Below are 25,986 nucleotides of genomic sequence, written 5' to 3' on the forward strand. Positions count from 1 at the left end.
TCTTCTCTCTCCTAACTAATCAATGCATTTATAGAAAAAATCATAAAGGGTATGTTTTCTCCTTAGATAATGCTATTTGATAATTTATTTATATTTATATCAACTAAAATACTTTTTAACTAAAATTATCAATAATTCTTATCAGAAAGCTTTTTAATTGATTGGTTTCCTCCTCATTAAATCCTTCTAATGTCTTTTTCATAACTTCATCACTAATATAATCTAATTGAGGCATTATTTTTTTTGACTTTTCTGCCAGCACAATCAACTGCGAACGTCTATCTAATGGGTTCTCTCTCCGTGAAACCCAGCCTTCCTTTATCAAAAGATCAATGGTTCTTGTAATAGCTGGCCTCTCGACGTTTAATCTCTCTGCTATCAAAGCAGGTGTAGTATTATTTAATGAATCCCCCAAATTTTCCTGGATTTTTAAATCTATTAAAACCCTCCATTGTGCTGAAGTAAGACCATATTCCTTTAGATGGTTATTAAGCTCCCATTTAATCAAATGAGCAGTTTTATTTAAAAGACAACCTAAACTTCTTTGTCTTTTATTCATTTTCCCCCCTCCTTTCATGTATATGATTAACATGTTAACTATTAACATGATAACTACTTTTTCTGTCTGTTGTCAATAGTTTTATTACTAATTTTTATCTTAAATAATTAATAGACAGGAATAAAGTAATCCTGCCTATTAATTAGGTTAGCTTGAATCTTTGTAATTATAGATATATCTCCAAAAACTCTACGTTGATTCTCTGTTATTCTGCTAATATCTAAATATTTATAGCATTGAGCTTAAATCTTCTAATATGCTCCCCTTATTATCTAATCCCTTTATAAATTCCTCTACTTCTTCTCTAAATTCAGCTGTTCTGCTCCAAATCAAAGGATGGTTACCACTGGAATACAGAACAATCTTCCAATTAGGTATTTTGGTCACCATACTGGTAATCTTCTCCTCTACAGATGGTATTAGTTCATCTCCTAAACTAGCAGTAAATAACACAGGAGATTTTACTTCACTTAATCTTCCTTTATTTAGATTTTTCTGTAGCTCAGCTGCAGCTATTAGCATATTTGAATCTTGATTCACTACTTTTTCCCAATCTTCCCCATGAGCATAACACCAAAAAGTGCATTGTTCCTTTGTTTTTGTCTTTCGAGACATTACTATATGATGAATCTCATCCATATCCAAAATCTCTCCGGCAAAACTATCTACAACAATCCCTAAGACCCTATCAGGTTCTTGAATAGCAATGTTTAGTCCTATAACCCCTCCTCCGCTGGTTCCAACTAATAGATAGCGTTCTTCCTTTAGATGCTTTAAAAGTTCTATAACCATAACAGCATTTACCCACCAAAAGTCACTAGGCAGCACCCTTACCCTATCAGACTTACCATATCCAATATAATCAGGACATATTACCCTAAACTTTTTAGAAAAGTATTCGATATCTCTTCTATGGACTGCTGATGAAGCAGTATTACCTGGCAATAGTATTAATGCTCTACCTTTACCTTCATCTTCATAATATATATTTAAATCATTATATTCGAAATATGGCATAATTAATCTCTCCTTTAATTATTTACAAAGTTGATTTCTGCAATGCCATAAAGAAAATACTCATATCAATGCCTCCTCTATTTGTTAAAATCTAATTTCCCGTAGAGTTCCTCACATTAATACCTCCATTTGTTTATAATAATATATTAATATTATTCAATTTCGTTGCAAAATTATAAATTCCTTCAAATTTTTCAAATAAGAATCTTCATTATCACTCATTATCTACTAACTGCATATTTTATACTGAGGTAAGGATCATCTTTTGATGCTGAAGGGCAGGTGAAAAGTATGAGTACAGGTGTTGTATGGGGAAGTAGCTTATTGTTCTTCTTTTTACTATTAGTTTTAATCTTCTGTCATTCCCGTTGCTTTGTGGGTACAAGTGACAGTTTACTTTTCTTCTTCCTATTGTTAATTGTTTTGTTTGGTGGCCGCAGTTTTTTTATCTGCTAATCTAAAATTAACAAGGCCTAGAGAACTTTTTTCTTTAGGCCTTCTTTCTTCACATAATATAGCATTGTATATAACAACTGAGGTATGTGTTAAAGAGTTAAAGAGTCTCTTTGCTTCATCGTACCCATTCCAGTAAGAATAACTCCAACAGCATGATTTTCTGCTTTCTTTGCTACCGATTCAAAGAGAACGTCTTAGGCATTCCCACATCCCAAGTCATTACATCTAGTTTATACCGTATGATTTTGTTCTATGTGTTTGAACATTAAGGGTTTCTTGCTGCTATTGCTGTAAGAGTTTTTACAATATGCTCCTCCTGAAAAGGTTTGATAATAAAAGATTTTGCACCATTCATGACCGCTTCCTCTACTAAAGCTTCTTGTCCCATAGCGGAAACCATGACCACTTTTGCCCTTGGATCCTGTTGTCTAATTGCCTTAAGTGCATCAATTCCTGTCATTTCTGGCATCGTAATATCCATTGTTACAACGTCTGGGTGGAGTTCGTTGTATTTACTAACACCTACTACACCATTTTCTGCTTCTCCTACAACCTGAAATCCATTCTTTTCAAGCATTGTTTTAATTACTTTCCTCATAAAAATGGCATCATCAACAATTAGTACTCTATACATTCATCTCTCCCCTATTCTTTTATTCTATATCAAAGGCTTTTAATACTATTTCAGCGGTTATCGCTGGATAATTTTCATAATATTCTGTATGAAATTTTGCAAAAAAAAATAATAGCCTCTTAAAAATTCAATTCTTTCATTTTTATTGATAGTATGATATCAGTATCATATTAAGAGTAATGGTTTTTCCACACTATACCTCCCTTGCGGAGTAGTTGCTCACTCCTGTACCTTCATTATAGTTGGGAATTTTTATATTGTCAATCTGTGTTTTCTTATGTCGTTTCCTTATACTTCTATCCTTCGATATATTGCTAAGAGTTCCTCTGAATTAAGCCTCATTTTCTCCTATGGCTATGAAGGTTTCATATGAAACTAGAACTAATTACAATGTTATCTCCTTCATTATATAAATCCCCCCTGTCCTTCTATATCCTAAACATCTGTTGATTTGAATTTTATAAAATCTATAACGTTTCAAATAGAAAAATAGGGGTAGAATAGAAATGACTAGCTTTCACGAAGAGATAAATATATTTTTGAATAAAAGTACTTAGAGTAGCTAAATTTTATAAGCTTAAAAGGAAGGGAGAAATATTTATGGAAAAAAGAACAGGAATCGTTACAATGAAGGGAAATCCTATTACTCTTTTAGGGAAGGAATTAAAGGTTGGTGATCAGGCACCTGATTTTACTGTAGTGAAAAAAGACTTAAGCCCCTATAGATTAAGTGACCTGGGGGATAAAGTAAAGTTGATCAGTGTTGTACCTTCTATCGATACAGGTGTTTGTGATCTACAAACTTTACATTTTAATGAAGAGGCAGCAAAGTTAAAGGATGTAGCCATAGTTACTATAAGCATGGATTTGCCTTTCGCTCTTGGTCGTTACTGCGCTGCAAAAGATATCGATCAATTAGAAACATTATCGGATCACAGGGATGCTTCTTTTGGAACAAACTATGGTTTTCTTATAGAAGAACTTAGACTTCTATCTAGAGGTGTAGTGGTGTTAGACAAGGACAACACCTTGATTTATGTAGAATATGTAAAGGAAGTAACCGATCATCCTGATTATGATAAAGCATTAGAGGCAGTAAGAAAGCTAATGTAAGCAGTACCTATAAGTGAAAGCGACAATCTAAGCACTACATCCTCGAAATAAATTTAGCTACAATTCAGAGGAAAAAAACCTTTCTGAATTGTAGCCGAATTTTATTATAGCCAGTTTCTCTATTTGCAACTTTCTCTAATAATTAGCACAGTAGGTATTATAACTTTTTTCGCTATCCCTCTATTTTCATTCACTCGTTCTAGTAATAAACCAACAGCAGTACCTCCCATAAACTCCGTATATATCTTCACAGTAGTTAAAGGAGGAATGAGATATTTTGCTGTAGGGATATCATTGAATCCCAAAATGCTCACATCCTTTGGTACATGAATGTTGGATTCATATAATGCTTGAATCACCCCTATAGCCATTGAATCACTGGCAACGAAAAAAGCAGTAGGTAATTGACCTTTTTCAATAGCTTTTTTCATTAAATTGTACCCGTCCTGTGGAGCAAACTTGCCTATATATACATCTTGAAGCTCATATATGTTTTTCTTTTTCATAAAATCTTGATAAGTAATTTCTCTTTCATCTTTAAGAGGCTCTTTGTTTTTTCCTACATATTCTCTTCCCCCAATAAAACCTATTCGTTTATGTCCAAGACCCAATAAGTATTCTAACACTTCTATCATCGTTTTCTTAAAATCAATTACAACAGAATCATATTTTTTTTCATCTGGAGAGAAATCTACAAAAACAAGATTTTTGGAGCATGTAGCAAACTGCCTAATTTCTTCGTCACTAAATTTGCCTATAGCTATAATTCCGTCTAAATCTTTTAATTGCTGAGAAGCGTCTATATCAAGATTTTTAAATATTGTCTTCACTTCAATTTTTTTCTTAGCGCATTCTTTTTCGATGCCCTTCCTTATTGATAGGTAATAGGGATCCCCCACCTCTTCTTTTTGAGAATACCAATGTATTATTCCAATCTTTAGTGATTTATCAGCATTTTTATTTCTCTGTCTAAGGGTTTTATAGCCTAGCTCATCTGCGGCTTCAAAGATTCGTTTTTTCGTTTCCTCCGCTACTGAAAGGCTAATATCATTATTCAATACACGGGATGCAGTAGCAGGTGAAACACTCGCTAGCTTTGCTATATCTTTTAGTGTAGTCATAGAACTCTTCCTTTCGAAATTCAATCTTATTATATACTTCTCTTAATCCTAGATTTTTTTATTATGATACTTCCATAAGCTTCTATAACTTTATCCCGAAACGCTTTGTCTTCCGCAGAATTGTTCAGCCCCTCGTGTCACACCCCGACATCTGAAAAATAATATATTTTCACATCCATGAACCATTGCTTGATAGGGCTACATTTGCAGCAAATCCATGTGTATTAAGATTAAAGTATAGAGCTATAGAGAATGAATAAATCTATGAAAAGCTTCCAAACCTTTTACATCTTGCTTAAATACCCCTGCATCCATCAATATCCTTTTAAAAATTTTTCCAACTTCTAATTTTAATACTTCATCAAAATCTATATTGACATGCTGATATTTTTCTTTTAAATAGTTAAACCATATATTATGTTGTTCTAAGGCTTCACATTCCTGGATATCTTTTTTCCCTAGAAAACATTCCTTTAGCAATGCCATCTCTTCTATAAGCCTAGCTGGCAATACCGCCAGCCCCATAACCTCTATTAACCCAATGTTTTCCTTTTTTATATGATGAAGATCTTTATGAGGATGAAAGATACCCAATGGATGTTCATCACTTGTTCTATTATTTCTCAACACTAAATCTAATTCAAACTTATTATCTTTATATCGAGCTATAGGGGTAATCGTATTATGCGATTCATCCTGTGTTTTGCATAGAATATCCACGCTTTTGTCTGAATACGCTCTCCACCTATCTAGAATAATCCCCCCAACTTTAACTAATCTCTCTCTTTTTTCACTTCTTATCCTTATCACTGATAAGGGCCATTTTACAATCCCCATTTCCACATCTTCAAAGCCTTGGATATTAAATTCTTGCAATATAGGTGCTACTTCCATGGGAAATATATGCTTGCCACTTTGAAAATGGTCATGGGATAGTATTGAGCCTCCTACAATAGGTAAATCAGCATTGGACCCAATAAAATAATGGGGAAATTGATCTACAAACTCTAGCAATCTTTGAAAAGTAATCTGAGTAATTCTCATGGGCTCATGGGTATCTTTAAAGATAATCGAATGCTCATTATAGTAAATATAGGGTGAAAACTGGAAAAACCATTTTTCACCACATAGTTCCAATGGTATAATCCTATGATTTTGTCTTGCAGGGTGATGAATACTCCCTGCATATCCTTCATTTTCTTTACATAATAAACATCTTGGATATGTGCTAGATTTTACACGTTTTGCTGCCGCAATCGCCTTTGGATCCTTTTCCGGCTTAGAAAGATTTATGGTTATTTCTAATTCTCCAAAATCCGTATTAGATTTCCAGCACAAATTTTTATTGGTTCTTTCTGTCCTAACATAATTAGAGTCCTTAGCTATTTTGTAATAATTTTGTGTAGCTATTTCTGGAGATTGTTCATAATCTTCATAAAACTTCTTTGTGACTTCACTTGGAAGAGGCACCAAGCAGTCCATAATTTTTGTATCCATTAAATCTCGGTAAGTGACTGTATTGTCAATCAATAGTCCCTTTTCAAAAGCAAATTCTAGAATGTTATCTAGAATCTCCTGAGGATGATCCAAATCCTCTTTATTTACTTCCACATCTTCGTATTCCCCTAAACTTAAAGTTTCCAATATTCTATTTCTTACATAGATTTCATCCTGTTCATTAATAAGCTTTTTATTAATACCGAAGTAGATTAGCCGTTTTATTTCTTTATATATTTTCACCAACAAATCACCTCTTATTTTTCAAAACCCTCTGGATTATTACTATGCCATTTCCATGCAGATGCTATAATATCCTCTACCTTTGTGAAGGTAGGCTCCCAGCCCAACTCCTTCTTTGCTTTTCCACTTGAAGCAATAAGCTTAGATGGATCTCCAGCCCTTCTTTCTCCTATAACTGCAGGTATAGAGTGTCCAGTTACTTTTCTAGCAGCTTCAATCATTTCCTTTACAGAAAATCCTTCACCATTTCCTAGATTGTAAACATCACTTTCAGAGCCTTCTCTTAATTTATTTAAAGCTAAAATGTGGGCATCTACTAAATCCATCACATGGATATAATCTCTAATACATGTACCATCATGGGTTTCATAATCAGTTCCAAAGATAGTAATATGTGGCCTTTTATTTAGCGGTACTTCTAGAATTAAAGGAATCAGATGAGTTTCTGGATCATGATCTTCTCCAATAATAGCATTTTGATGGGCGCCAGCTACATTAAAATACCTTAGCGCGATATACTTAATTCCACAGGCCTCATCAGTCCATTTCATCATCTTTTCAACTGCTAACTTTGTTTCACCATAAGGGTTAGTAGGTTCTGTTCTATCTGATTCTAAAATAGGGATGTTTTCTGGTTCTCCATAGGTGGCAGCTGTTGATGAAAATACAATTTTATTGACACCATGATTATGCATTGTCTCTAGCAAAACTTGTGAGCCATATACATTATTATTATAATAAGTTAGAGGTTCCTTTACACTTACGCCAACCAGCGAGTTAGCGGCAAAGTGTATCACTGCATCTATATTATTTTCTTTAAATACCTTACCTAGAAATTCTCGATCTTTAATATCTCCTTGGTAAAATTTCGAATTTTTATGAATAGCACTTAAGTGACCAGTTTGTAAATTATCTACAACAATCACTTCTTGTTTTCTATCAATTAAAGCATATACACAATGGGATCCTATATAGCCGGCACCGCCGCACACTAAAACTGCCATATCATTACCTCCTTATATTTACAATAAGAGGTAGTTTTTATATTTAGGGGGAAAACTACCTCTTATTGTGGTTAACTAAATTTGTCGAGCTCCATCTCCAATGGAAACTACATAAAAATCAACTGTATATCCAATTTTCTCCTTGTACACGTTCCCAACCTTTTCAATAAATTCTTCAATCATATTATCATATACTAAACTTACTGTGCAACCGCCAAAACCAGCTCCAGTCATTCTTGAGCCAATAGCCCCATACTTCCAAGCAGAGGCTACTAAAGTATCCAATTCAATACAAGAGACCTCATAATCATCCCGAAGAGATATATGAGACTGATTCATTAATTCGCCTAATAGTTTTATATCATTATCATTTAATGCTTTAACTGCTTTAATTGTTCTTTGGTTCTCGTATACCGCATGCTTAGCTCGTCTTCTCTGAACTTCTTTTTCAATTGAATGATTATTGTTTTCAAAGGCTTCTTCATCTAAATCTCCTAATGCATAAATCTCTAGAGTTTTTTGCAATGCTTCTAAAGCTCCTTCGCATTCACTACGCCTTTCATTATATTTAGATGAAGTTAACCCACGTCTTTTATTTGTATCTCCAATTACAATAGATATTCCCTCTAATTTTACTGGAACATGCTGGTATTCTAAGGTAGTAGTATTTAATAGAATTGCATGATCCTTTTTTCCCATACCTGATGCAAACTGATCCATAATGCCACAATTAACACCAATAAATTGATTTTCTGCTTTTTGACTTAGTTTTATCATATCTATCATATCAATGTCTAAATTGAATAGGGCTTTTAATAGCACAGAGGTGGCTAATTCAATGGAGGCGCTTGATGATAAACCAGCTCCATTAGGAATGTTCCCTAAAAATAAGACTTCAAATCCTTCATCAATTTTAAATCCAACATCTTTGAAGGTCTTCACAACTGCCTTTGGATAATTTGCCCAATCATCTTCTTGATGATAAATTAGATTGTTTATATCAGCTTCAATTATTCCTCTCTCTGGAAAATTGTTAGAGATCATTCGAATCTTTGAATCTTCCCTTTTCCGAGCTATGGCATAAGTGCCAACATCTAGTGCACAAGGGAAAACATAACCACCGTTATAGTCAGTATGTTCTCCAATCAAATTTACTCGTCCTGGTGCAAAAAATGTCAGAGTCCCTTCCTCTGTTTGAAAGTTTTTTTTAAAATTCTCTATTAAATAATCTAAGTTCATAATGAACACCTCTGCTTCTAAAGTAAAATCTAAGCTGTACTCCCTTTTTCAAATTTTCTTCCTGACATTATTTATTTTTTCCTAATATATTTACGATTATCTATAGCAACAGCTATGATAATGATTAACCCTTTGATAATAAATTGTAAGTAAGGGTTTACACCAATAAATGCTAAGCCATAGTTGATAACCTGGAAAATTAAAACCCCTGTCACAATACCGCCTACAGTACCTATCCCTCCCGTAAAAGATACGCCTCCTACAACACAAGCGGCTATGGCATCTAGTTCATACATGTTTCCAGTATTATTGGATAGCACCTAATGCCATGGCATCGTTGTTGGCAATTACTAATTCGATGTTGTCTCCATGTTTAGCTAACCATGCGTCCATTAGTTCTCTACCTCTTACACTATCCCACATTCCTGTTTGAAGCTCTAACTCTTCTACTTCTATAATAAAATCGTTCTCACCTCATTACTAATTTACTAAATTTTTACTTGAGTGTCAATAGAATGATTTGTTTTTAGTGTAAATTTTTTTTATTCTAAATAATTCGATATTTTTCTCGAAATGTATACATTGTTTTTTGAAATCACCTAGAAATTTCAAAGTTTATACCTGATCTATATTGCAATTTTTCACCTGTCTCAATTCTCAACTCTACAAGCAATTCTTTATGTAATTAATTCGGATTCTTTATCCAATTCTCAAATATCTAGATTTAGTTAGATAAATTTACTTTTTTATTTTATATTTGAGTAAATTTATTTTAAAAACTTTACTTATTTTTACTCGTTTTTACGAAACTAATTTAACTTCCTTAACCCCACTTTTTCGACAATAATAAAAAGGACAATGTTTCAACTGTCCTCTCCAATTCTTTACTCCCCTATGGTCAATAAATTAAACGATCATTGCTACTTTTAATTCTTTTTCTCTTGATAAATCGATATACTTAGAATATATATCTACCACAGGACTTATAATATTTTGTGGAGGTATGTATACAATTCTTCCAAGGTCACCATTGCTAAGAACTACATCTGTTCCTATATAGTACGTAGCAAGATTTTTCAAAAAAACATTTAATATCTTAGGGTCAAACATACCAACCCCTATCGTCTTGAACATCTCAAAGGCATCAAAAGGAGAGGCCTTCTTTTTATACACCCTTTCAGAGGTCATTGCATCGTAAACATCCGCAACTGCAACTATCCTGGCATAGATACCAATGCATTCCGCTGAAGCACTTAAGGGATAGCCCGAACAGTCAATTCTTTCATGATGTAATAGTACAGCCCTTTTTACTCCAATGCTAATCCCTTCAATCTCATTGACGATATCATAACCATACAAAGTATGCTTCTTCATTAATTCAAATTCCCCTGAAGTAAGCCGTCCTTTTTTATTTAAGATTTCATTAGGAATTTTAGTTTTGCCTATATCATGTAGTAGTCCCGCCTGGATTGCCTTCTTTATTTTTTCTTCTGGTAACTTCATCCAGTTAGCTATTAGCATTGAATAAAGGGCTACGTTCACACAGTGAGTATAAGTATATTGATCACTATCACGAATCTCTCTCAAGCAGGATATAATATGATTGTTTTCCTTTACAGTCTTATAAATTAAATCCGTAACATTTATCAACTGACGATAATCCAGCTTCTTTCCCGCAGAGATGTCATGGATAATCTGCTTCAGTGATAATACTGTGTCTTTATAGTTTTTTCTAAAACGCCCATAGGCAGTATCCTCAAGACAGTTCGTTCTATTTAAAGGACTGTAGACTTGGACAGTATTTATTCTCATTTCTAACAATCTTCCCTTAATAAAATTATTGATTACTGTATCCTTTACCACCAATATTACACCTTTATCATTGTATATATCATCTGCTAGAATATCCTCTTCAGTACACTGAGATAAAGGTACTTCTACTTTCCTCATAACATCACCCCTGATTTAAATATAGGCTCATTAAGTATACTTATTTATATATCATTTTCCTTAGTAATCAATCCTAGTTTTTCCATCACCTCAACCAATTTCTCCGTGTCAATAGGCTTTGCTGCATAAGCATCACAACCAATTTCAAAGGCATTTTGAACATATTCAGCTTCTGCTAAGGCAGTAGTCATAATAATTTTACTGCGATTCTCTATAGGAATTTTCTTTTGTAATTCATAATCTCTGATTGCCTTCAAAACCTTTACTCCATCTACTTTTGGCATCATTATATCTAGGCAAATTAAATCATAGGGTTTATTGTCTTTGATAGCTAACAGATATGCATCTAAAGCTTCAAGTCCATCCATAACTAAATCAACTTCTCCATATTGACCTAAAAATTTTGCCAGAAATTTTCTGCTAGTTAAATCATCTTCAGAAATTAATATTCTCATAAAACGCTCCTTCTCTATACTTATATAATAGATTTTTTATAGGTTTCAAATTCATGTCTCATTTGTAACGCATAATCAGCTGCTTCCTGTAGATTGCCACGTCTAGCAGCAAGTTCTATCCTAAAAGCCTCTCTCTTTAGATCATCAGCATCTATTGAATTAGATAAACACTTTATCTTGTTGGCTACTTCTTCTATCAATGCTAAATTGTTTAGATGGAGTATCTCCTCAAGCTTTGTGATAACTTCTCTAATTTCCTCTAATACCGTTAATACTTCTTCCTTGGTATTTTCTACAATAGCATCGCCAAATTCTACTTTACCAACTTCACTGATTCTGACGTTCCCAAGATCATTAAGTATAAACTGTTTTTCTTTTAATGCAGCAACCTTCTCTATTTTATTGAACAGAGCCTGCATTCTAATCGGCTTTGAAACATATTCATCCATGCCTAGTCCTAAAAGCTTCTCTCTATCTCCCTTTAAGGCATAGGCTGTAATTGCAATAATAGGAGTTAACTTAGCACTGGAAGCTTCTTTCTGCCGTATTATTTTTGTAGCTTCGATACCATCTAATTCTGGCATTTGTATATCCATAAGAATTACATCATAGTTCTTTTGTCCATATAATTCTAAAACTTCTTTTCCATTTTTGGCAATATCTACGTTATAGCCTTTTTCCTTCAACATTTTTGCAATAACAATTCGATTTACATGATCATCTTCAGCTAGAAGTACTTCCTTAGAATCAAGTGCCCTATTGATGCTGAACTGTTGATTTAATCCTTTTGCAATTTCTCCTCCCTCTCTAAATCTTACTGTAAAATGAAACATACTACCTTTTCCCACTTTACTTTCTACCCACATGTTGCCTCCCATGATTTCTACCAACTGCTTGGATATAGCAAGACCTAGTCCTGTACCCCCATGCTTTCTAGTAACGGAACCATCTATTTGACTAAAAGCTTTAAAGAGTCTTGATTTATCATCTTCCGCTATACCAATTCCGGTATCATATACAGTAATTTTCAATTCAGCATATCCTCCCACAACAGCTATCTTTTTTATAGACAACACCACCTCACCTTTGGCCGTAAATTTAATAGCATTGTTCAGTAAGTTGTTAAGTACCTGCTGCAGCCTACTGGGATCTCCGGTTAATATTTTCGGCATATTGTCAGATAAAATATACCTCAACTCTAATCCCTTTCTCAGTGCACTAGGGGAATGGGCCTTGACCGTTTCTTCTACTAGTTCCTTTATTTCGAAGCTTATATTCTGAAAGTTAAGTTTCCCCGCCTCCATTTTAGAAAAATCTAGTATATCATTTATTAATCTTAATAACGAGTTTGCACAGGTTTTTGCTATCGTTAGATTTTCCTGCTGTTCAGAATTTAAATCTGTTAGTAGCGCAAGATCAATCATTCCTACAATTCCGTTAATAGGCGTTCGAATTTCATGACTCATATTGGCAAGAAACTCACTTTTTGATTTATTAGCGGTTTCTGCCTCCTCCTTTGCCCTTCTAAGTTGATTTTCCACAATTTTTCTTTCTGTTATATCTCGTGCAAAGGCTAAAATATGCTTTCTTCCATTCATCCTAATATAATGAGCATTTATCTCAACAGGAATTTTACGGCCTTCTTTAGTCATATGAAAGCTTTCAAAGGTATGATAACCTTTTTTTATAAGTTGATTCATGATATAATACCGATCCAACGTATTTGCCTTTTCACTAATATCAGTGACATAAAGCTTTAATATCTCTTCCTTGGTATATCCCAATCGTTGGCACATCATCTCATTAGCTTCAACGATTCTACTGATCTTATCACTACCTTCAATCACCTCTTGAAGATAAATGCTATCGGTGGCTGCATGGAAAAGTTCTCTGTATTTTTCTTCACTTTCCCTTGATGCCTTTTCTGCTTCTATACGATCAGTAATATCATAGGCAAGACTAATATAACCAGCAAACTCATCCTCAATGTCATAATAGGGAGTCCCAACACTCATTATCCAACGGTATACACCATCATGTCTCCTGATTCTGCTTTCTATTTGAAAGGGAATCCGTTTTTCAAAAGCTTCTTCATATACTCTTTTACATCCTTGCCTATCCTCTGGATAATAGGCATCAAGCCACCCAAATCCCAAGGCTCTTTCCCTCTTCATTCCAGTAAAGTCCAACCAGCTGCTATTAAGATAATTACATCTTTTATCTTTATTTAAAATCCACAATAACATTGGTAAATTTTCCAACATTTTAATTCGAGCTTTATTAGAACGAATCAGTCTTTCCTCATTTTGCATATGAAGGCTAATATCACGGAAGACAATAACAATCCCATTAATCTCATCATCTTCCGTCTGGATAGGAGAACAACTAGCAGAAACATATCTTGTTCCTCCGCCTTTTGTGATAAGGGCAGAGTTTTTTTCAAGTCCAATAGCAGCCTTAGCTTTATATACTCTGGTAACAATGCTCTCCATAGCTTCTCCTGTATGCCCATTGATAACAGGAAAGATCTTGTCAATAGACTCTCCTACCGTCTCCTCTATACTCCATCCAGAAATTTCTGCTGCTGAAGCATTCATATAAAGGATTGCTCCTTCAGTATCACTTGCTATTACCCCATCGCCAATTGAAGCAAGAGCTGTAAGTAAAAATTCATTCATTTCTCCCATAGTTAATTCCTTATTCACTGAACATCACCTTCTATTTCTATATTCTGATGAATATATAAAAATATTCCAAATTTGCCTTTATCGATTCATAGGAATAATAATCTACCAATTTGTTATCTTTTTGTTTCTATTTACTAACATACGCTAGTTTTTTATTTTAAGTTTTTTTCATGGGGTTCTGTGATAAATTCATCTAAAAGCATTTTAAGTGCAGATAGGATATATTCCTTTAATGGAAATTTGTATTCCTCCATTCTCCATTTAAGACAAATTATTCTAAAAGAACCTAAAATCATAGATGCAAGCTTTTCTGCATCTGCATTAGGATGTATTTCTCCTAATGTTTGTCCCTCTTTTACCAATGTTTCCATGGTTTTAATACGTCCCAAAAAAATGTCCTTTATTTTATTTGTTAGCTTTGGATTATAGGAGAGGACATCATAGGATTGAGAAATAACCGTGATGGCGGGATAGCTTTCATAATATGTAGCATAGGCATCAACAAAATATAGAATAGCGTCTATCGGTTCCAAATTCTTTAGATTAATTGATTTCACGATATCAGAATCATACTGAGAGTAGTAATCTAATACTGCAAGGAGTAATTGATTTTTGCTTTGAAAATGCTTAAATATAGTTCCTTCCGAGATGCCCTCTCTTTTTGCAATTTCCCGAGTGGAAAGCCCTTGTATCCCAAGTTCATTGATGACTTCAATTGTAGATAAGATAATTCTTTCTTTTCGATGTAATAATGATACTACCATATTTATGACTTCACCTCCGCAGTGAGTGAACACTTACTTACTTTAAGGTTATTATATTTGGAAAATTACCTATTGTCAATTATTGTTTATTTCTGTATTATTATGTATTTTTCAGTCTATATAGATGATATTTGTACTTGCAATTTTATTTTTACTACAAGCTATTGCAAAAAAATAAAGTTAGGTTAATTATTTTTCTATAATCTTCCCTAACTTTATTCCTATTTCAATAGCCAATAGGCTATTTTCTTCTAATCTGTTCTATAAATCACGTTTTTTGTATGTTTATTATCGTCTCCAGACTACCTTTATACAGCCAGGTATCGAAAAATTCCTAAGAAGTGCAAAACACTTCCGCCTAATACAAACAGATGCCATATAGCATGATTGTAGGGTATCTTCTTAATAGCATAGAAAATTGTTCCTAAAGTATAGGCTAGCCCTCCAGCCAAGAGCCATCCAAAAAATGCTAAAGGCATTGATTGAATCATAGGCTTAATTGCAATAACCAGCAACCATCCCATGGCAATATATAATATTAATGAAAAAGCCTTATACTTGTCAAACTGATTGAAGGTGATGATTTTAAATACGATGCCAGCTGCTGCTATAACCCACGCACCCACTAATATGCCTATCCTCCAATAGCCCTCCAAAGCCAGTAGTGCTACAGGGGTATACGTACCTGCAATAAACAAAAATATAGAGGAATGATCAAACACTCTAAAAATCTTTTTTATCTTTTCCTTTCGAAAACTATGATAAAGCGTTGATGAACTATATAAAACAATTGAACAAAGGCCATATATGCTGAAAGCAACGATAGAGGTAGCATTTCTTTGCCAAATAGCATAAACCAACAGAATTGTCAAAACAACAATGCTAAATACGATGCCTACCCCATGAGTGATACTATTTGCTAATTCTTCACGAAAAGAATATTTCTTGTTAAAAGAATGTTTCTTTTTAAATTGATTACTTATTTCCTTCATTTAATTCCTCTCCAATTATCTGTGATTTTTATATCTACTATATATTATAGTATTTCCCCTCTTAAAGATTATTTCCTTTAATTTAGAAATATTATTTTCTTTCATTTATTTTTTTATTCATTTTTCCCGATTTTTTTTCAATTTTTATAGTAGTCTCAAACACCTGTCAATAAAATTTGACTTAATTCAGGAGGAGTTTATATTCCCTCTGAATTGCACCTAAACAATTAAAAACCTTAATTCGGTTTTTTCATAATATTTTTCCCCAACGTCTAAAATAGCTGAATTAAGCTTTTCATGATTTATACCGTCAGGCTCATATTGTGTTTCAAAGCAAATACCATCATATTTACTTCCCAGCATATTATATTTCAATTTTTCATTATTTGGATGATTATAAGTATAGATTACAACACTAGGATAGGTAGTAGAAACCACCATTTTCCTACCGCTATCTCCATCATACATCTCAATCTGATTACCCTCATTAGATAAAAGCCATGCATGATCATAACCATTTGTAATTGTTAATTGTTCATAATTGCTTTCAATATCTTTACCAATTAATTTTTCTTCTTTAAAATTCATTGGCGTGCTATTAACATCAATCAATTTACCAGTAGGTATTACTTTTTTATTCAATTCTAAGAACTCATTTGATTTAATCCGTAAATATTGTTGAGTAACTTTTCTTTTATAATTGCCGGATAAATTAAAATAGCTATGATTGGTCAAGTTGCATAGAGTTTTTTTGTCTGTTTCCCCTTCATATTCAATAAGTAACTGATTTCCGTCTGTTAAGGTGTAAGTTACCCTTACATTTAGATTGCCAGGATAGCCTTCCTCCATGTCTTTACTATTGTATATAAATTCAACAATGGTTTTACCTGGTTCTTCTGTCACAACATAATCCCAACATTGAAAGGTAAAACCTTTAGAGCCTCCATGCCCGTGATTTATCTCAAAGTTTTTATGGAGCTGGTATTCTTCTCCCTCTAACATAAAAAGTCCATTGGCAATGCGTCCCGAGGTTCTACCTAAAGTTGCCCCGAAATAAGGTGGATTTTTAATGTAGTCTTCTATTTCCTCATAGGTCAATATAACATTTTCTATGGTACCATTTCTATCAGGCACCAATAGTTCTACTATGGTAGCTCCATAATTTATTAATTTGACCTCCATATTGCTATTATTTTTTATGGTAATCAATTTTATTTCTCTATCCCCTATGTTAAAACCTTCTGTTACTGAGTACATAATTATCTACCCCATTTCAAGTTGGTTTTTCCGTGAATTTTTTCCATTTATAAAATTATACCACTTTTTATTGCTAAAACCTTTGTATAATAAAATATTTTATATTTTTCTTAAATTTCTTTCTAGTTTTTTATCATTTTTATACTTATGAAATTGGAAAAGACATTGGATTGGTGAGATATAACAATACTAAAAATATTTGCTTAAGCCTACCCAAAACTTTGACTTCAGTTGATTGCAAAGCTTATAAAATATTCCCGTAGCAAATCAGGATTTCTCCTCTATTTACTACGGGAATTCAGCTAAAATGTGCTCCACAATCACTACTCATTTTGTTTATATAATTTTCTATAGTAATTATAATTATATTTTATTTTAAGCTCATCAATGTTATTTTCTTTAAGCTTTTTCTCGATTACTGCTTTCTTTTCATTGTTCTCCATTATATTAACGGTTTCCATTACTCCCTGGCTTAAGGTTTGAAAGCGATTAAAGGGTAATCCCACAGCAAGCTCATTATCCTTCCAACCAGCTGTGTGTCTTGTTCCAATACAGAGCATTGAAACATTAATAGTATTGCTCATATATGGAAGTGCTGTAGTTTCGGAACATATCGCTTGGTTACCTACCATTTGATAGTTGGAATGCATTCCGTAAAAATAAGAATAACCCTGCAAAATTCTCATCACATTATATGGGCTGGTTACTATAAGCACAACATCTGGTTCAGCAGTGTAATCCTCTAAAGGCTTCACCATAACTCCGTATGCCTTATGAGTACAATAGCTCATACGATCTCTAGTATTTTTTGCAGTAGTCATATCGTGATAGATTCCAAGCCTTTTACCATTTTGTCCTGAACGGTGAAAATCATCTATTTCAATAAGTCCCAGAGCTCTTCCCCCTGCAATACAAGCAAGATTGTCTCCTTCAGCTTTAAGTGCTTCTCCCCTCATTGCTAATTTAACCATAACGCAGTAGTTCATTTTATTAGTAATATGTTTGGCATCGGCAGCTTCAAAATCTTCTTTGCTAAACAAAAATTTCATGGCTACAATTTTTCTTTCCAATTCTAATGCACAGTTCAGTTTTATTACCGCCTGAATCATATTTTCTCTATTCAAGAGTTTCACCTCACATTACTTCACTATACTCTATAATTTTTTATTCAACCAGTCTCCCAACCACTGAATTAGCTGCACCATAATAAATAACAATAACACAGAGGTGTAGAGTACTGCATTATTAAAGCTTTGATATCCATAATTTAGGGCTACTGCACCTAAACCACCAGCCCCCACTGCCCCTGCCATTGTTGTACAGGAAAGATAGGTAATGGTAGTGAGTATTGTCCCAGAGACAATGGTGGGAATAGCTTCTTTTAACATTACCCTAAAGATAATTTGCATATTGGAAGCACCAAATGAGCGAGCAGCCTCAATAAGCTGCTTATCTACTTGAATGAAGGCATTTTCAAAAATTCTTGCTAAAAATGGTGTTGCTGCAATGGTTAACGGCAATATCGCGGCTTTTTCACCTATTGTTGTTCCAACTATCATTCTGGTAATGGGAGAAATTGCAACAATTAATATGATAATTGGAAAAGAACGAACACTATTAACTATAAAGTCTAAAACCTTATAAACTTTATTATTTGGTTTTAAACCGTCAGGACGAGTGATGACCATCGCAATTGATAAAGCAAATCCTAAAACAAACGCAAATAGCATGGTAAAAACTAGCATTCTTAGTGTACTTAAGATAGATGGAGCAATGATTCCTTTAAAGTATTTCCACCACATTGTCCAAAAAGCTTCGTTTAATATTGTGTTCTCCTCCCTTCCTATTATCATCATCAATTTCAGTACAGTCTATAAACTTCCAAGTAACTTTATGCTTATTAAGGTATTCCGTTACATCTCTAAGATTTTCCTCTGATATATTTATAATTACTGATCCTAAAACACTGTTGCGGTAGTTCTCCATCTCTCCACCCAAAATCATAAAATCAGTTTCAAGTTCTCTTGCCATTCTAGTAATAACAGGTTTATCAGACAGCTCTTTAGATAGGAGTATACGTAGGTTAATTCCCTTTTGCGGTAGAGTAAGGTCTTTAACACCAATAAGGTTGCGTAGGGCTTTTGGCTGCCTTAAAAAGATTTCTTCTACCACCCCAGCCTCTGCTATTCTTCCGTTTTCTAGAATGGAAATCTCTTCACATGCGCTTCTCAGGACCGACATTTGATGTGTAACAATAACAATAGTAATTCCAAGCTCATTGTTAATTTTATTTATAAGGGAGATTATTGATTTTGCAGTTTGTGGATCAAGTGACGAGGTAGCTTCATCACACAAGAGAATTTTTGGATTCATCGAAAGTGCCCGTGCGATAGCGACACGTTGTTTTTGACCGCCTGATATCTCTCTAGGTTTGGCATAAAGCTTATCAGAGATACCTACTAATTCTACTAATTCCTTTACTTTTTTATCAATCTGTTTTTTGCTATACTTCCAACATTTCATTGGCAAAGCAATGTTTTCGTATACTGTCATTCGACTTAGTAGCGAGAACTGTTGAAAGATCATTCCAATCTCTCTTCTAAATTCTCTTGCGGCTTCATTGTTTAAGCTTTTAACCTCTATACCATCTACAATAAGACTACCTTCCTCATAGTTTTCTAACCCATTGATACACCTAAGTAATGTGGATTTACCAGCACCACTGCGACCCACCAAGCCATAAATCTTGCCTTTGCCAATAGTAAGGTTTATATCGCTTAATACCTGTAGTTCTCCAAAGGATTTTTTCAAGTTTTTAATTTCAATCACATCGCAACACCATCAATCCTAAATATAATATATAAAAAGTGGAAAAATTTTTTTCCACTTTCTACACTTGTTTAAATATCAAACTAAAGAATTATTTCTTTTCATAGCGAACCAATGTACCCTGAAAGATTTCGTCAAATTTCCCTCTCATTTCATCTGACTCAAGAATCTCCATAGCATCTTTAACCCATTCTTTATCTACTGAATTAGGTGCGACAGTAAGCCCAACAGGGAAATCTACTGTAGTCATATCCTCAGCAAGAAAAGAGTTAGGATCAATGCCAGCAGCTCTGATTCTAGTGGCTGGACAAATAACGGCATCGGCATCATCTATACTTCTTGCAGTCGCACTAATTTCTGTCTCTAAAAGTTTAATATTTCTTGGGTTATCTTCAATATCAAGGATTGTATAGAAGTTTTCAGTCTTTTCTCCAAGGGTTAAAAGGCCCAGTTTTTCTAGCATTTCTAAGCTTTTTTCTATATTTGTAGGATCTCCAGGAACTGCAATAATTGCATTGTTGGGAATCTCTTCAATACTCTTATATTTAGATGAATAAATGGCTGTCCTGTAGTAACCAAGGTAAGGCTCAATCATCTGAAGATTACTATCGTTTTCTTTATTGAATGTTTCAATCCATGGCAGATGATTATGGATAAATCCATCTATATCCCCATCTTTTGTAGCAATTGCAGGCATATTGTTTGCATCAAAAAGTACTACTTCAGCATCATAACCCTTCTCAATAAGTGCATCTTTTAATAAAGAAGTGAAGGGTTCTATGGTGGAAAGAGCTCCTAATTTAATAGTTCCCTTTACTTCAGGATTTTCTGTAGAAGCTTCTGTTGGATTTTCTGATGGTGTTGTTGCCTCTTGTTTTGCACAACCTATAACAGAAAGAGACATAACTAAAACTAGTGTTAGGCATAAAGCTTTTAAAATTGCAGACTTCATCGTATTTTTCTCCTCATTTCTATGAATTATTTATTTTTACATTAGAGCAACTCAGGAAAAATATATCATAGCACTGTAACAACGTCCAATACAAAAATTTAATGATTAAAACATTATCTATAGATGAAATTTATAACTGATGAACATATTTCCTTTGATCTTCTACTCTTAAACCTTATCCCTACCAAAAATATTCCCGCAGCAAATCAAGATTTCTCCTGCATTCACTACGAGAATTTTTATAAGATAATTATTCCATTTTACTTGCCCCTAACTTGCTACCTTGTTTCTTAAGTAGCATCTGCAAGTTTTTCATCATGATTATACAAACTTTAGCAGCTTATTCTTTACATATTCATTGTAATATAATTTTCTATTCCCTCAGCTGTTCCAAGCTTTAATATTTTTTCTGCCATATCTTTGACCTTGGTATATTCGATATTAGTGATTACTTTTCTTATTGATATTCTGATTCACTTCTCGTATTACTAGAGCTTTACCAATAGCTACCCCTGAGGAAGCAGCAATACCCTTTAGCATTTTATTTCCCCCTTATATCAACACTTTCCTTCTGTTCTATAGGAAAAAGAATAATAGGTATAGACATTAGCCTGTATACTTTAATTTTAATATACACGGTCTACGGTTTCGCTCTTGGCTGAAAAACGTAACCAAGGATTGCAAATGTAGCCCTTAGCATATTAAAATTACTAAGCACATACCAGTCATAAGAAAGGATATATGCTTAGTAGTCTTTTCAATGTCTATTTTTCTTAAAATCCAGTCTCAACTAATGTGCCTAGTTCACTGATAGCTATATCCTCATCTTCACCGTCTGCAATAATGGTTATTTTATCACCATTAGCTGCAGCCATTGCCATGATAGATATAATACTTTTCCCTGCATATTCCTTTGATGCATCATCATTTTTAATAATCTTTATATTTGATTTAAAGGATGAAGCTGCTTTAACAAAAATAGATGCTGGTCTTGCATGTAATCCCTCACTGCTTTTTATTGTTAAAGTAATTTTTTTCATCATTCCACCTCTTTATAAAATGAATTTAGTTCATCATATAGTTTTTGTATAGTTTTCCAATAAATATTTTTCAGCCTCAGCGGACCATAACCCCTTATGCCTACTCGTAATCTCCGCAAGTCCCGCAAAGAATGGATCCTTCTTTCCCTTTTCCTCAAATTCATCTATAGCAGTTAATTCCATATCCATATGAGTATAAATCAGCTTCTTCCCCCCTTGTATGTCAGGTAGATTTAAAGTTGTATCTGCTACCGCATTTAATCCTCCTATATGAGTCACCATAACTGCCGGATTAATTATTTTAGCCGCTGACATTTCCAGAGACTCCCTCATATCATCAGTATTCCCTCCAGTCGTTCCCATGATATGAGTTGCACCATAATGAACATTATAGAAATTTACCTGTGCTGAAAAATTTGTATCTGTAGGTCCTGCGAAAAAGTTTAGGCATCCATCTTTACCTAGGATTTTATCTGCATCCTCAATTAATCCTTTCACTGGAGCATAAACAAAAACATCATCATAGCCTGTGCCATTTGTAAAGCCCTTTAAATGCTCACTTGCATTATCAAGATTTTTTGTATTGACAAAGATTAATTCTACGCCATTTTTTTTGGCCTCTTCTATAGTGAAAAGTGAACGAGCCCACGCTATTCTATCCTCATCAATATCTGCCACTACTATTAGGCTTGGTTTCTTGTCTCGATGAATGATATAATCTATGGCTCCTAAGCCCATAGGACCACAACCTGCTAAAATCGCCATTTTACCACCTTCAACGATTTCCATAGCATGGTCATACCTTCCTGGAACAGTATGATAGGTAGCATGAAAGGCTCCTATGACACAAGACATTGGCTCTGCAAGAGAAGCGTCATAGAAGGCTTCTCCCTCATAGGGCAGCAAGCATCCTAACTCCATAACCTCCTGTGGAATAATTGTATAGGTGCAGTTTCCACCAAAATACTTATAGGAATAACCTGGAGAATCCATACTGCCTTTGTAGTTTAGCGCTGGTTGTATGGCAAACTTATCACCTGCTTTAAATTGATGTTGCCACTTCTCCCCCACTTCCACGATTACACCAGCAAATTCATGACCAATAATGATGGGGTTTTCAGAAACATCCTTTGGAACTCGCTTGTGATTTTCTCCTAAAATAGCTGCCTTATAGGTTGACATACAAATACTATCGGTAATTACCTCAACTAAGATTTCATCATTCTTTATTTTAGGTAATTCAAATTCTTCTAATCTCAAATCATTTGCTCCATATAATCGTACTGCTTTTGTTTTCATCCATTAAACCACCCTTCTATTGTCGTAAGTAATCAGCTTAACCTTTTTTTGTAACTCCTTAATAACCCTAAGCTCACCTGGTTCAGTACCAGAAGTCATTACGGCGGCTGCACTGGTTGCTGCTGCTAGCTTAATTGCTTTTTCTAGCGAATATCCCCTATGGGTTGATACTGCTAGGGCTCCAACCATAGAATCTCCTGCTCCTACAGTACTGATGGCATCCACTTCAATTCCCTCTACGATGACAGTCTCTTCCCTCGTCATAAATATTGAGCCTTCTCCACCTAATGATATTACAATCAGTTCAACGCCATATTTTAAAATATCCCTTGCAATCTCTATTGCTTCATTTATGCTTGCAATTTTGGTATTATAAAGTCTTTCAAGTTCATGGATATTAGGCTTAACTAAATAGGGTCCTGCCTCAATCCCCTGCCTTAAAAGCTCTCCATCTGCATCTAATATTGTTTTTACATCCTTTTTCTTTGCCTTAGCTATTAAAACCTTGTAAATACTACTATCTATATTGCTAGGAACACTTCCTGATAAAACCAAAATGTTTTTGTCATTTACTGACTCTATGATTTTATTGATTACCTCTTCTAAATCATAATCAGATATGTCAGGTCCCTTCTCATTAATATCAGTATTTAAACTATTTATTCTATCAACAATCTTTATATTGGTTCTTGTTTCTCCCTCTACAAATACAAAGTCATTCTCAATTTCTAATAAATCTAATTGTTTTTTTATGAATCCTCCTGATTTTCCAGCTAAAATGCCCACGGCTTTGCTTTTTTCTCCTAGTACATGTACCACCTTTGATACATTAATCCCTTTGCCACCAGCATCTAACCTGGCTGAAGATACTCTATTAACATGATTCACTTGGAATGCATCTATCTCTATAGTTTTATCAACTGCAGGATTTAACGTTAAAGTTATGATCATCATCTCACCTCAATTTAACATTTTGTCATTACGCTTAACTACATCGTCTCTGCTGTGAATTTGTTGTAAATTTTTTCCACATTTTTTGTGTTCTTAAGCATTTCCACATCCTCTTCATCCTCAAGGGCGGAGGCAATATTTGATAAGATATTTAAATGTTCATTTCCAGATCCAGCTATGCCAATCACTAGGTAAGCTTTTTCTTCCCCAAAATCTACTCCATTTGGAAATTGCAGGACTACCATCCCTGATTTTTTTATACTGCTCTTTGAAGATCCAACTCCGTGGGGAATTGCCACTCCCATGCCAATATAGGTGCTAAGTTGTTCTTCTCTTTTAAGCATAGCATCTATATAATCCTTATCTACATATCCACTATCCACCAATAGCTGCCCTGCCATTTTGATGGCTTCCGTTTTTTCTACACTTTTTTGATTCAGCTTTATATTTGATTTTTTTAGTATACCATTATCTTCTGTCTCACTGACCTCACTGTTGCCTGCTACATTAGTTTTCTTTTGAAGTCTAGTAATCAAGCAATCAATCTCAGAATCATGGAAATAATCTTTAATGGATATATGTTCAGCATCCTTCGCAATGGCTTTGGCTCTACTGGATAGCCCTTCATGGGTTATAACAAGCTCTGCATCCTTGGGAATTTCGTTGATTGAAGTGTTAATCACCTCTATATCTAAACCGACATCTCTTAATTTTGATTTTAAGTTTGTGGCAGCCATAGCACTGGAGCCCATCCCGGCATCACATGCAAAGATAATCCTACTGACTGTCAGCTTTGATTTTTTCCCCTTTAATTCTACTGCCTTTTCCTTCGCTTCCATTAATTCATTTTCATCTAACTTGTTGTTGTTTCTTTTGATGAAGTAGGCTGCGATTAAAAAGCTCACTGCCGTTGATACAATTACTCCTGCCAAAACAGGAATATATCCTCCCCTTGGGGTCATTGCCATTAATGCAAATATACTTCCCGGTGAAGGTGTGGCCACTAAACCTGCTCCCAATGCACTAAAGGTTAAGATACCACTGGCTCCACCCGCTACAACCGCCAACAATAATATGGGGTTCATCAATACATAAGGGAAGTAGATTTCATGGATTCCCCCCAGGAAGTGGATAATAACTGCTCCCGGAGCTGATTGCTTCACCATGCCCTTTGAGAATACCCAGTAGGCCAATAGTATTCCGAGTCCTGGGCCTGGGTTGGTTTCCAGCAGGAAAAAGAGTGATTTGCCTATTTCATTTACCTGCTGTATCCCCAATGGTCCCAATACTCCATGGTTCATAGCATTATTTAAAAATAAGATTTTTCCTGGTTCGATGAACAATGAAGCTAAGGGTAGTAAACCTACATTAACGATCCCCTCTACGCCTGCCCTAAGTACATTGTTTAGTCCCAGTACGACAGGACCGATGGCTAAGTATGCCAGTAATGCTACGATGGTACCAATAATTCCTACTGAAAAGTTGTTTACTAACATTTCAAAACCTGCTGGGATTTTTCCTTCTACTGCTTCATCAAACTTTTTGATGGCATAGCCTCCTACGGGTCCCATGATCATAGCTCCGATAAACATCGGTATATCTGCACCAACGATCACTCCCATGGTTGCTACTGCACCTAGCACGCCGCCTCTTGTTTCTCCTACCATTTTTCCTCCCGTATAACCAATAAGTAATGGCAGTAAATAGGTAATCATTGGACCAACCAATGCTGCTAAATTCTCATTTGGTCTCCAGCCTGTTGGGATAAACAATGCTGTGATGATTCCCCAGGCGATAAAGGCCCCTATATTTGGCATTACCATTCCGCTTAAAAATCTTCCAAAGCTTTGTATTTTTTCTTTAGTATCTTTCGTATTTTTATTAAGCTGATTTTCACTTGCTGCTATATTTTCATTCATGTGAATCT

The 25,986-nt window shown here is 34.4% G+C and carries 23 protein-coding genes and 1 pseudogene; 1 reads left to right on the forward strand and 23 read right to left on the reverse strand.

Translation table 11 applies throughout. The features are described 5' to 3' along the window. Positions 1–115 precede the first annotated feature (115 nt). From CHB72_RS06250 to CHB72_RS06260, 4 genes and pseudogenes are all read right to left on the reverse strand, one after another. Complete coding sequence (locus CHB72_RS06250) at positions 116–559, reverse strand: MarR family winged helix-turn-helix transcriptional regulator (protein WP_176431226.1); 444 nt, start codon at positions 557–559, stop codon at positions 116–118. 228 nt (positions 560–787) lie between these two features. Then, complete coding sequence (locus CHB72_RS06255) at positions 788–1,576, reverse strand: alpha/beta fold hydrolase (protein WP_089282009.1); 789 nt, start codon at positions 1,574–1,576, stop codon at positions 788–790. Between the two features lie 545 nt (positions 1,577–2,121). Further along, a pseudogene (locus CHB72_RS28220) lies at positions 2,122–2,217 on the reverse strand (hypothetical protein); the annotation flags it as partial. An 80-nt stretch (positions 2,218–2,297) separates the two neighbouring features. After that, positions 2,298–2,666 carry a response regulator gene (locus CHB72_RS06260; protein WP_089282010.1) on the reverse strand — a complete coding sequence of 123 codons (369 nt, stop codon included), beginning with the start codon at positions 2,664–2,666 and terminating at the stop codon, positions 2,298–2,300. Positions 2,667–3,266: 600 nt separating this feature from the next. On the opposite strand from CHB72_RS06260, the gene tpx reads away from it, so the two are divergent. Then, positions 3,267–3,779, forward strand: coding sequence for a thiol peroxidase (tpx, locus tag CHB72_RS06265; protein ID WP_089282011.1), 513 nt, complete (start codon positions 3,267–3,269; stop codon positions 3,777–3,779). Between the two features lie 119 nt (positions 3,780–3,898). Here tpx and CHB72_RS06270 read toward each other — a convergent pair whose 3' ends face one another. The 19 genes from CHB72_RS06270 to CHB72_RS06360 all read right to left on the reverse strand — a co-directional run bounded on the left by CHB72_RS06270 (position 3,899) and on the right by CHB72_RS06360 (position 25,978). After that, entirely contained in the window at positions 3,899–4,900 is a 1,002-nt protein-coding gene (locus CHB72_RS06270; protein ID WP_089282012.1) for a LacI family DNA-binding transcriptional regulator, read from the reverse strand. Between the two features lie 243 nt (positions 4,901–5,143). Then, positions 5,144–6,640: a UDP-glucose--hexose-1-phosphate uridylyltransferase gene (gene galT / locus CHB72_RS06275; RefSeq protein ID WP_089282059.1), complete on the reverse strand. Its 1,497-nt coding sequence runs from the start codon at positions 6,638–6,640 to the stop codon at positions 5,144–5,146. A gap of 14 nt (positions 6,641–6,654) precedes the next feature. Further along, positions 6,655–7,644 carry a UDP-glucose 4-epimerase GalE gene (gene galE, locus CHB72_RS06280; RefSeq protein WP_089282013.1) on the reverse strand — a complete coding sequence of 330 codons (990 nt, stop codon included), beginning with the start codon at positions 7,642–7,644 and terminating at the stop codon, positions 6,655–6,657. 75 nt (positions 7,645–7,719) lie between these two features. Then, positions 7,720–8,883 carry a galactokinase gene (locus tag CHB72_RS06285; protein WP_089282014.1) on the reverse strand — a complete coding sequence of 388 codons (1,164 nt, stop codon included), beginning with the start codon at positions 8,881–8,883 and terminating at the stop codon, positions 7,720–7,722. Between the two features lie 71 nt (positions 8,884–8,954). Continuing rightward, positions 8,955–9,203, reverse strand: coding sequence for an ABC transporter permease subunit (locus CHB72_RS06290; RefSeq protein WP_330396986.1), 249 nt, complete (start codon positions 9,201–9,203; stop codon positions 8,955–8,957). A gap of 586 nt (positions 9,204–9,789) precedes the next feature. Next, positions 9,790–10,833, reverse strand: coding sequence for an HD-GYP domain-containing protein (locus tag CHB72_RS06295; RefSeq protein WP_089282015.1), 1,044 nt, complete (start codon positions 10,831–10,833; stop codon positions 9,790–9,792). A gap of 44 nt (positions 10,834–10,877) precedes the next feature. Further along, a complete protein-coding gene (locus tag CHB72_RS06300; RefSeq protein WP_089282016.1) occupies positions 10,878–11,288 on the reverse strand; it encodes a response regulator in 411 nt (136 codons plus the stop codon). Between the two features lie 20 nt (positions 11,289–11,308). After that, the gene (locus CHB72_RS06305; protein ID WP_089282017.1) at positions 11,309–13,993 is read right to left on the reverse strand and encodes a PAS domain S-box protein; all 2,685 of its coding nucleotides are present in this window, start codon (positions 13,991–13,993) and stop codon (positions 11,309–11,311) included. 134 nt (positions 13,994–14,127) lie between these two features. After that, positions 14,128–14,739 (reverse strand): TetR/AcrR family transcriptional regulator, encoded by a 612-nt coding sequence (locus CHB72_RS06310; protein ID WP_089282018.1) that lies wholly within the window; start codon positions 14,737–14,739, stop codon positions 14,128–14,130. A gap of 308 nt (positions 14,740–15,047) precedes the next feature. Beyond that, positions 15,048–15,731, reverse strand: a complete 684-nt coding sequence (trhA, locus tag CHB72_RS06315; protein WP_089282019.1) for a PAQR family membrane homeostasis protein TrhA — start codon at positions 15,729–15,731, stop codon at positions 15,048–15,050. Positions 15,732–15,950: 219 nt separating this feature from the next. Continuing rightward, positions 15,951–16,988, reverse strand: coding sequence for an aldose epimerase family protein (locus tag CHB72_RS06320; RefSeq protein WP_089282020.1), 1,038 nt, complete (start codon positions 16,986–16,988; stop codon positions 15,951–15,953). A gap of 323 nt (positions 16,989–17,311) precedes the next feature. Then, a complete protein-coding gene (locus CHB72_RS06325) occupies positions 17,312–18,112 on the reverse strand; it encodes a DUF169 domain-containing protein (RefSeq protein WP_207652509.1) in 801 nt (266 codons plus the stop codon). A 30-nt stretch (positions 18,113–18,142) separates the two neighbouring features. Then, positions 18,143–18,790: a methionine ABC transporter permease gene (locus tag CHB72_RS06330; RefSeq protein WP_089282021.1), complete on the reverse strand. Its 648-nt coding sequence runs from the start codon at positions 18,788–18,790 to the stop codon at positions 18,143–18,145. Beyond that, complete coding sequence (locus CHB72_RS06335) at positions 18,771–19,817, reverse strand: methionine ABC transporter ATP-binding protein (RefSeq protein WP_089282022.1); 1,047 nt, start codon at positions 19,815–19,817, stop codon at positions 18,771–18,773. Before CHB72_RS06335 ends, CHB72_RS06330 begins: the two co-directional genes overlap by 20 nt. Before the next feature lie 91 nt (positions 19,818–19,908). After that, complete coding sequence (locus tag CHB72_RS06340; RefSeq protein WP_089282023.1) at positions 19,909–20,769, reverse strand: MetQ/NlpA family ABC transporter substrate-binding protein; 861 nt, start codon at positions 20,767–20,769, stop codon at positions 19,909–19,911. Positions 20,770–21,542: 773 nt separating this feature from the next. Continuing rightward, positions 21,543–21,809: an HPr family phosphocarrier protein gene (locus tag CHB72_RS06345; protein ID WP_089282024.1), complete on the reverse strand. Its 267-nt coding sequence runs from the start codon at positions 21,807–21,809 to the stop codon at positions 21,543–21,545. 33 nt (positions 21,810–21,842) lie between these two features. Further along, entirely contained in the window at positions 21,843–23,108 is a 1,266-nt protein-coding gene (locus CHB72_RS06350) for a zinc-binding dehydrogenase (RefSeq protein WP_089282025.1), read from the reverse strand. Between the two features lie 3 nt (positions 23,109–23,111). Then, positions 23,112–24,059 (reverse strand): 1-phosphofructokinase, encoded by a 948-nt coding sequence (gene pfkB / locus CHB72_RS06355; RefSeq protein ID WP_089282026.1) that lies wholly within the window; start codon positions 24,057–24,059, stop codon positions 23,112–23,114. 38 nt (positions 24,060–24,097) lie between these two features. Then, a complete protein-coding gene (locus tag CHB72_RS06360) occupies positions 24,098–25,978 on the reverse strand; it encodes a PTS mannitol transporter subunit IICBA (protein ID WP_089282027.1) in 1,881 nt (626 codons plus the stop codon). Positions 25,979–25,986: the final 8 nt, after the last annotated feature.

Source organism: Anaerovirgula multivorans (assembly GCF_900188145.1).
GTDB lineage: Bacteria > Bacillota > Clostridia > Peptostreptococcales > Natronincolaceae > Anaerovirgula > Anaerovirgula multivorans.

Bases quoted from the DNA above. Each gene is read 5' to 3' on its own strand.
- CHB72_RS06250 (WP_176431226.1), bottom strand. From the start codon at position 559: ATGAATAAAAGACAAAGAAGTTTAGGTTGTCTTTTAAATAAAACTGCT.
- CHB72_RS06255 (WP_089282009.1), bottom strand. From the start codon at position 1,576: ATGCCATATTTCGAATATAATGATTTAAATATATATTATGAAGATGAA.
- CHB72_RS06260 (WP_089282010.1), bottom strand. From the start codon at position 2,666: ATGTATAGAGTACTAATTGTTGATGATGCCATTTTTATGAGGAAAGTA.
- tpx (WP_089282011.1), top strand. From the start codon at position 3,267: ATGGAAAAAAGAACAGGAATCGTTACAATGAAGGGAAATCCTATTACT.
- CHB72_RS06270 (WP_089282012.1), bottom strand. From the start codon at position 4,900: ATGACTACACTAAAAGATATAGCAAAGCTAGCGAGTGTTTCACCTGCT.
- galE (WP_089282013.1), bottom strand. From the start codon at position 7,644: ATGGCAGTTTTAGTGTGCGGCGGTGCCGGCTATATAGGATCCCATTGT.
- CHB72_RS06285 (WP_089282014.1), bottom strand. From the start codon at position 8,883: ATGAACTTAGATTATTTAATAGAGAATTTTAAAAAAAACTTTCAAACA.
- CHB72_RS06295 (WP_089282015.1), bottom strand. From the start codon at position 10,833: ATGAGGAAAGTAGAAGTACCTTTATCTCAGTGTACTGAAGAGGATATT.
- CHB72_RS06300 (WP_089282016.1), bottom strand. From the start codon at position 11,288: ATGAGAATATTAATTTCTGAAGATGATTTAACTAGCAGAAAATTTCTG.
- CHB72_RS06310 (WP_089282018.1), bottom strand. From the start codon at position 14,739: ATGGTAGTATCATTATTACATCGAAAAGAAAGAATTATCTTATCTACA.
- trhA (WP_089282019.1), bottom strand. From the start codon at position 15,731: ATGAAGGAAATAAGTAATCAATTTAAAAAGAAACATTCTTTTAACAAG.
- CHB72_RS06320 (WP_089282020.1), bottom strand. From the start codon at position 16,988: ATGTACTCAGTAACAGAAGGTTTTAACATAGGGGATAGAGAAATAAAA.
- CHB72_RS06330 (WP_089282021.1), bottom strand. From the start codon at position 18,790: ATGTGGTGGAAATACTTTAAAGGAATCATTGCTCCATCTATCTTAAGT.
- CHB72_RS06340 (WP_089282023.1), bottom strand. From the start codon at position 20,769: ATGAAGTCTGCAATTTTAAAAGCTTTATGCCTAACACTAGTTTTAGTT.
- CHB72_RS06345 (WP_089282024.1), bottom strand. From the start codon at position 21,809: ATGAAAAAAATTACTTTAACAATAAAAAGCAGTGAGGGATTACATGCA.
- CHB72_RS06350 (WP_089282025.1), bottom strand. From the start codon at position 23,108: ATGAAAACAAAAGCAGTACGATTATATGGAGCAAATGATTTGAGATTA.
- pfkB (WP_089282026.1), bottom strand. From the start codon at position 24,059: ATGATCATAACTTTAACGTTAAATCCTGCAGTTGATAAAACTATAGAG.
- CHB72_RS06360 (WP_089282027.1), bottom strand. From the start codon at position 25,978: ATGAATGAAAATATAGCAGCAAGTGAAAATCAGCTTAATAAAAATACG.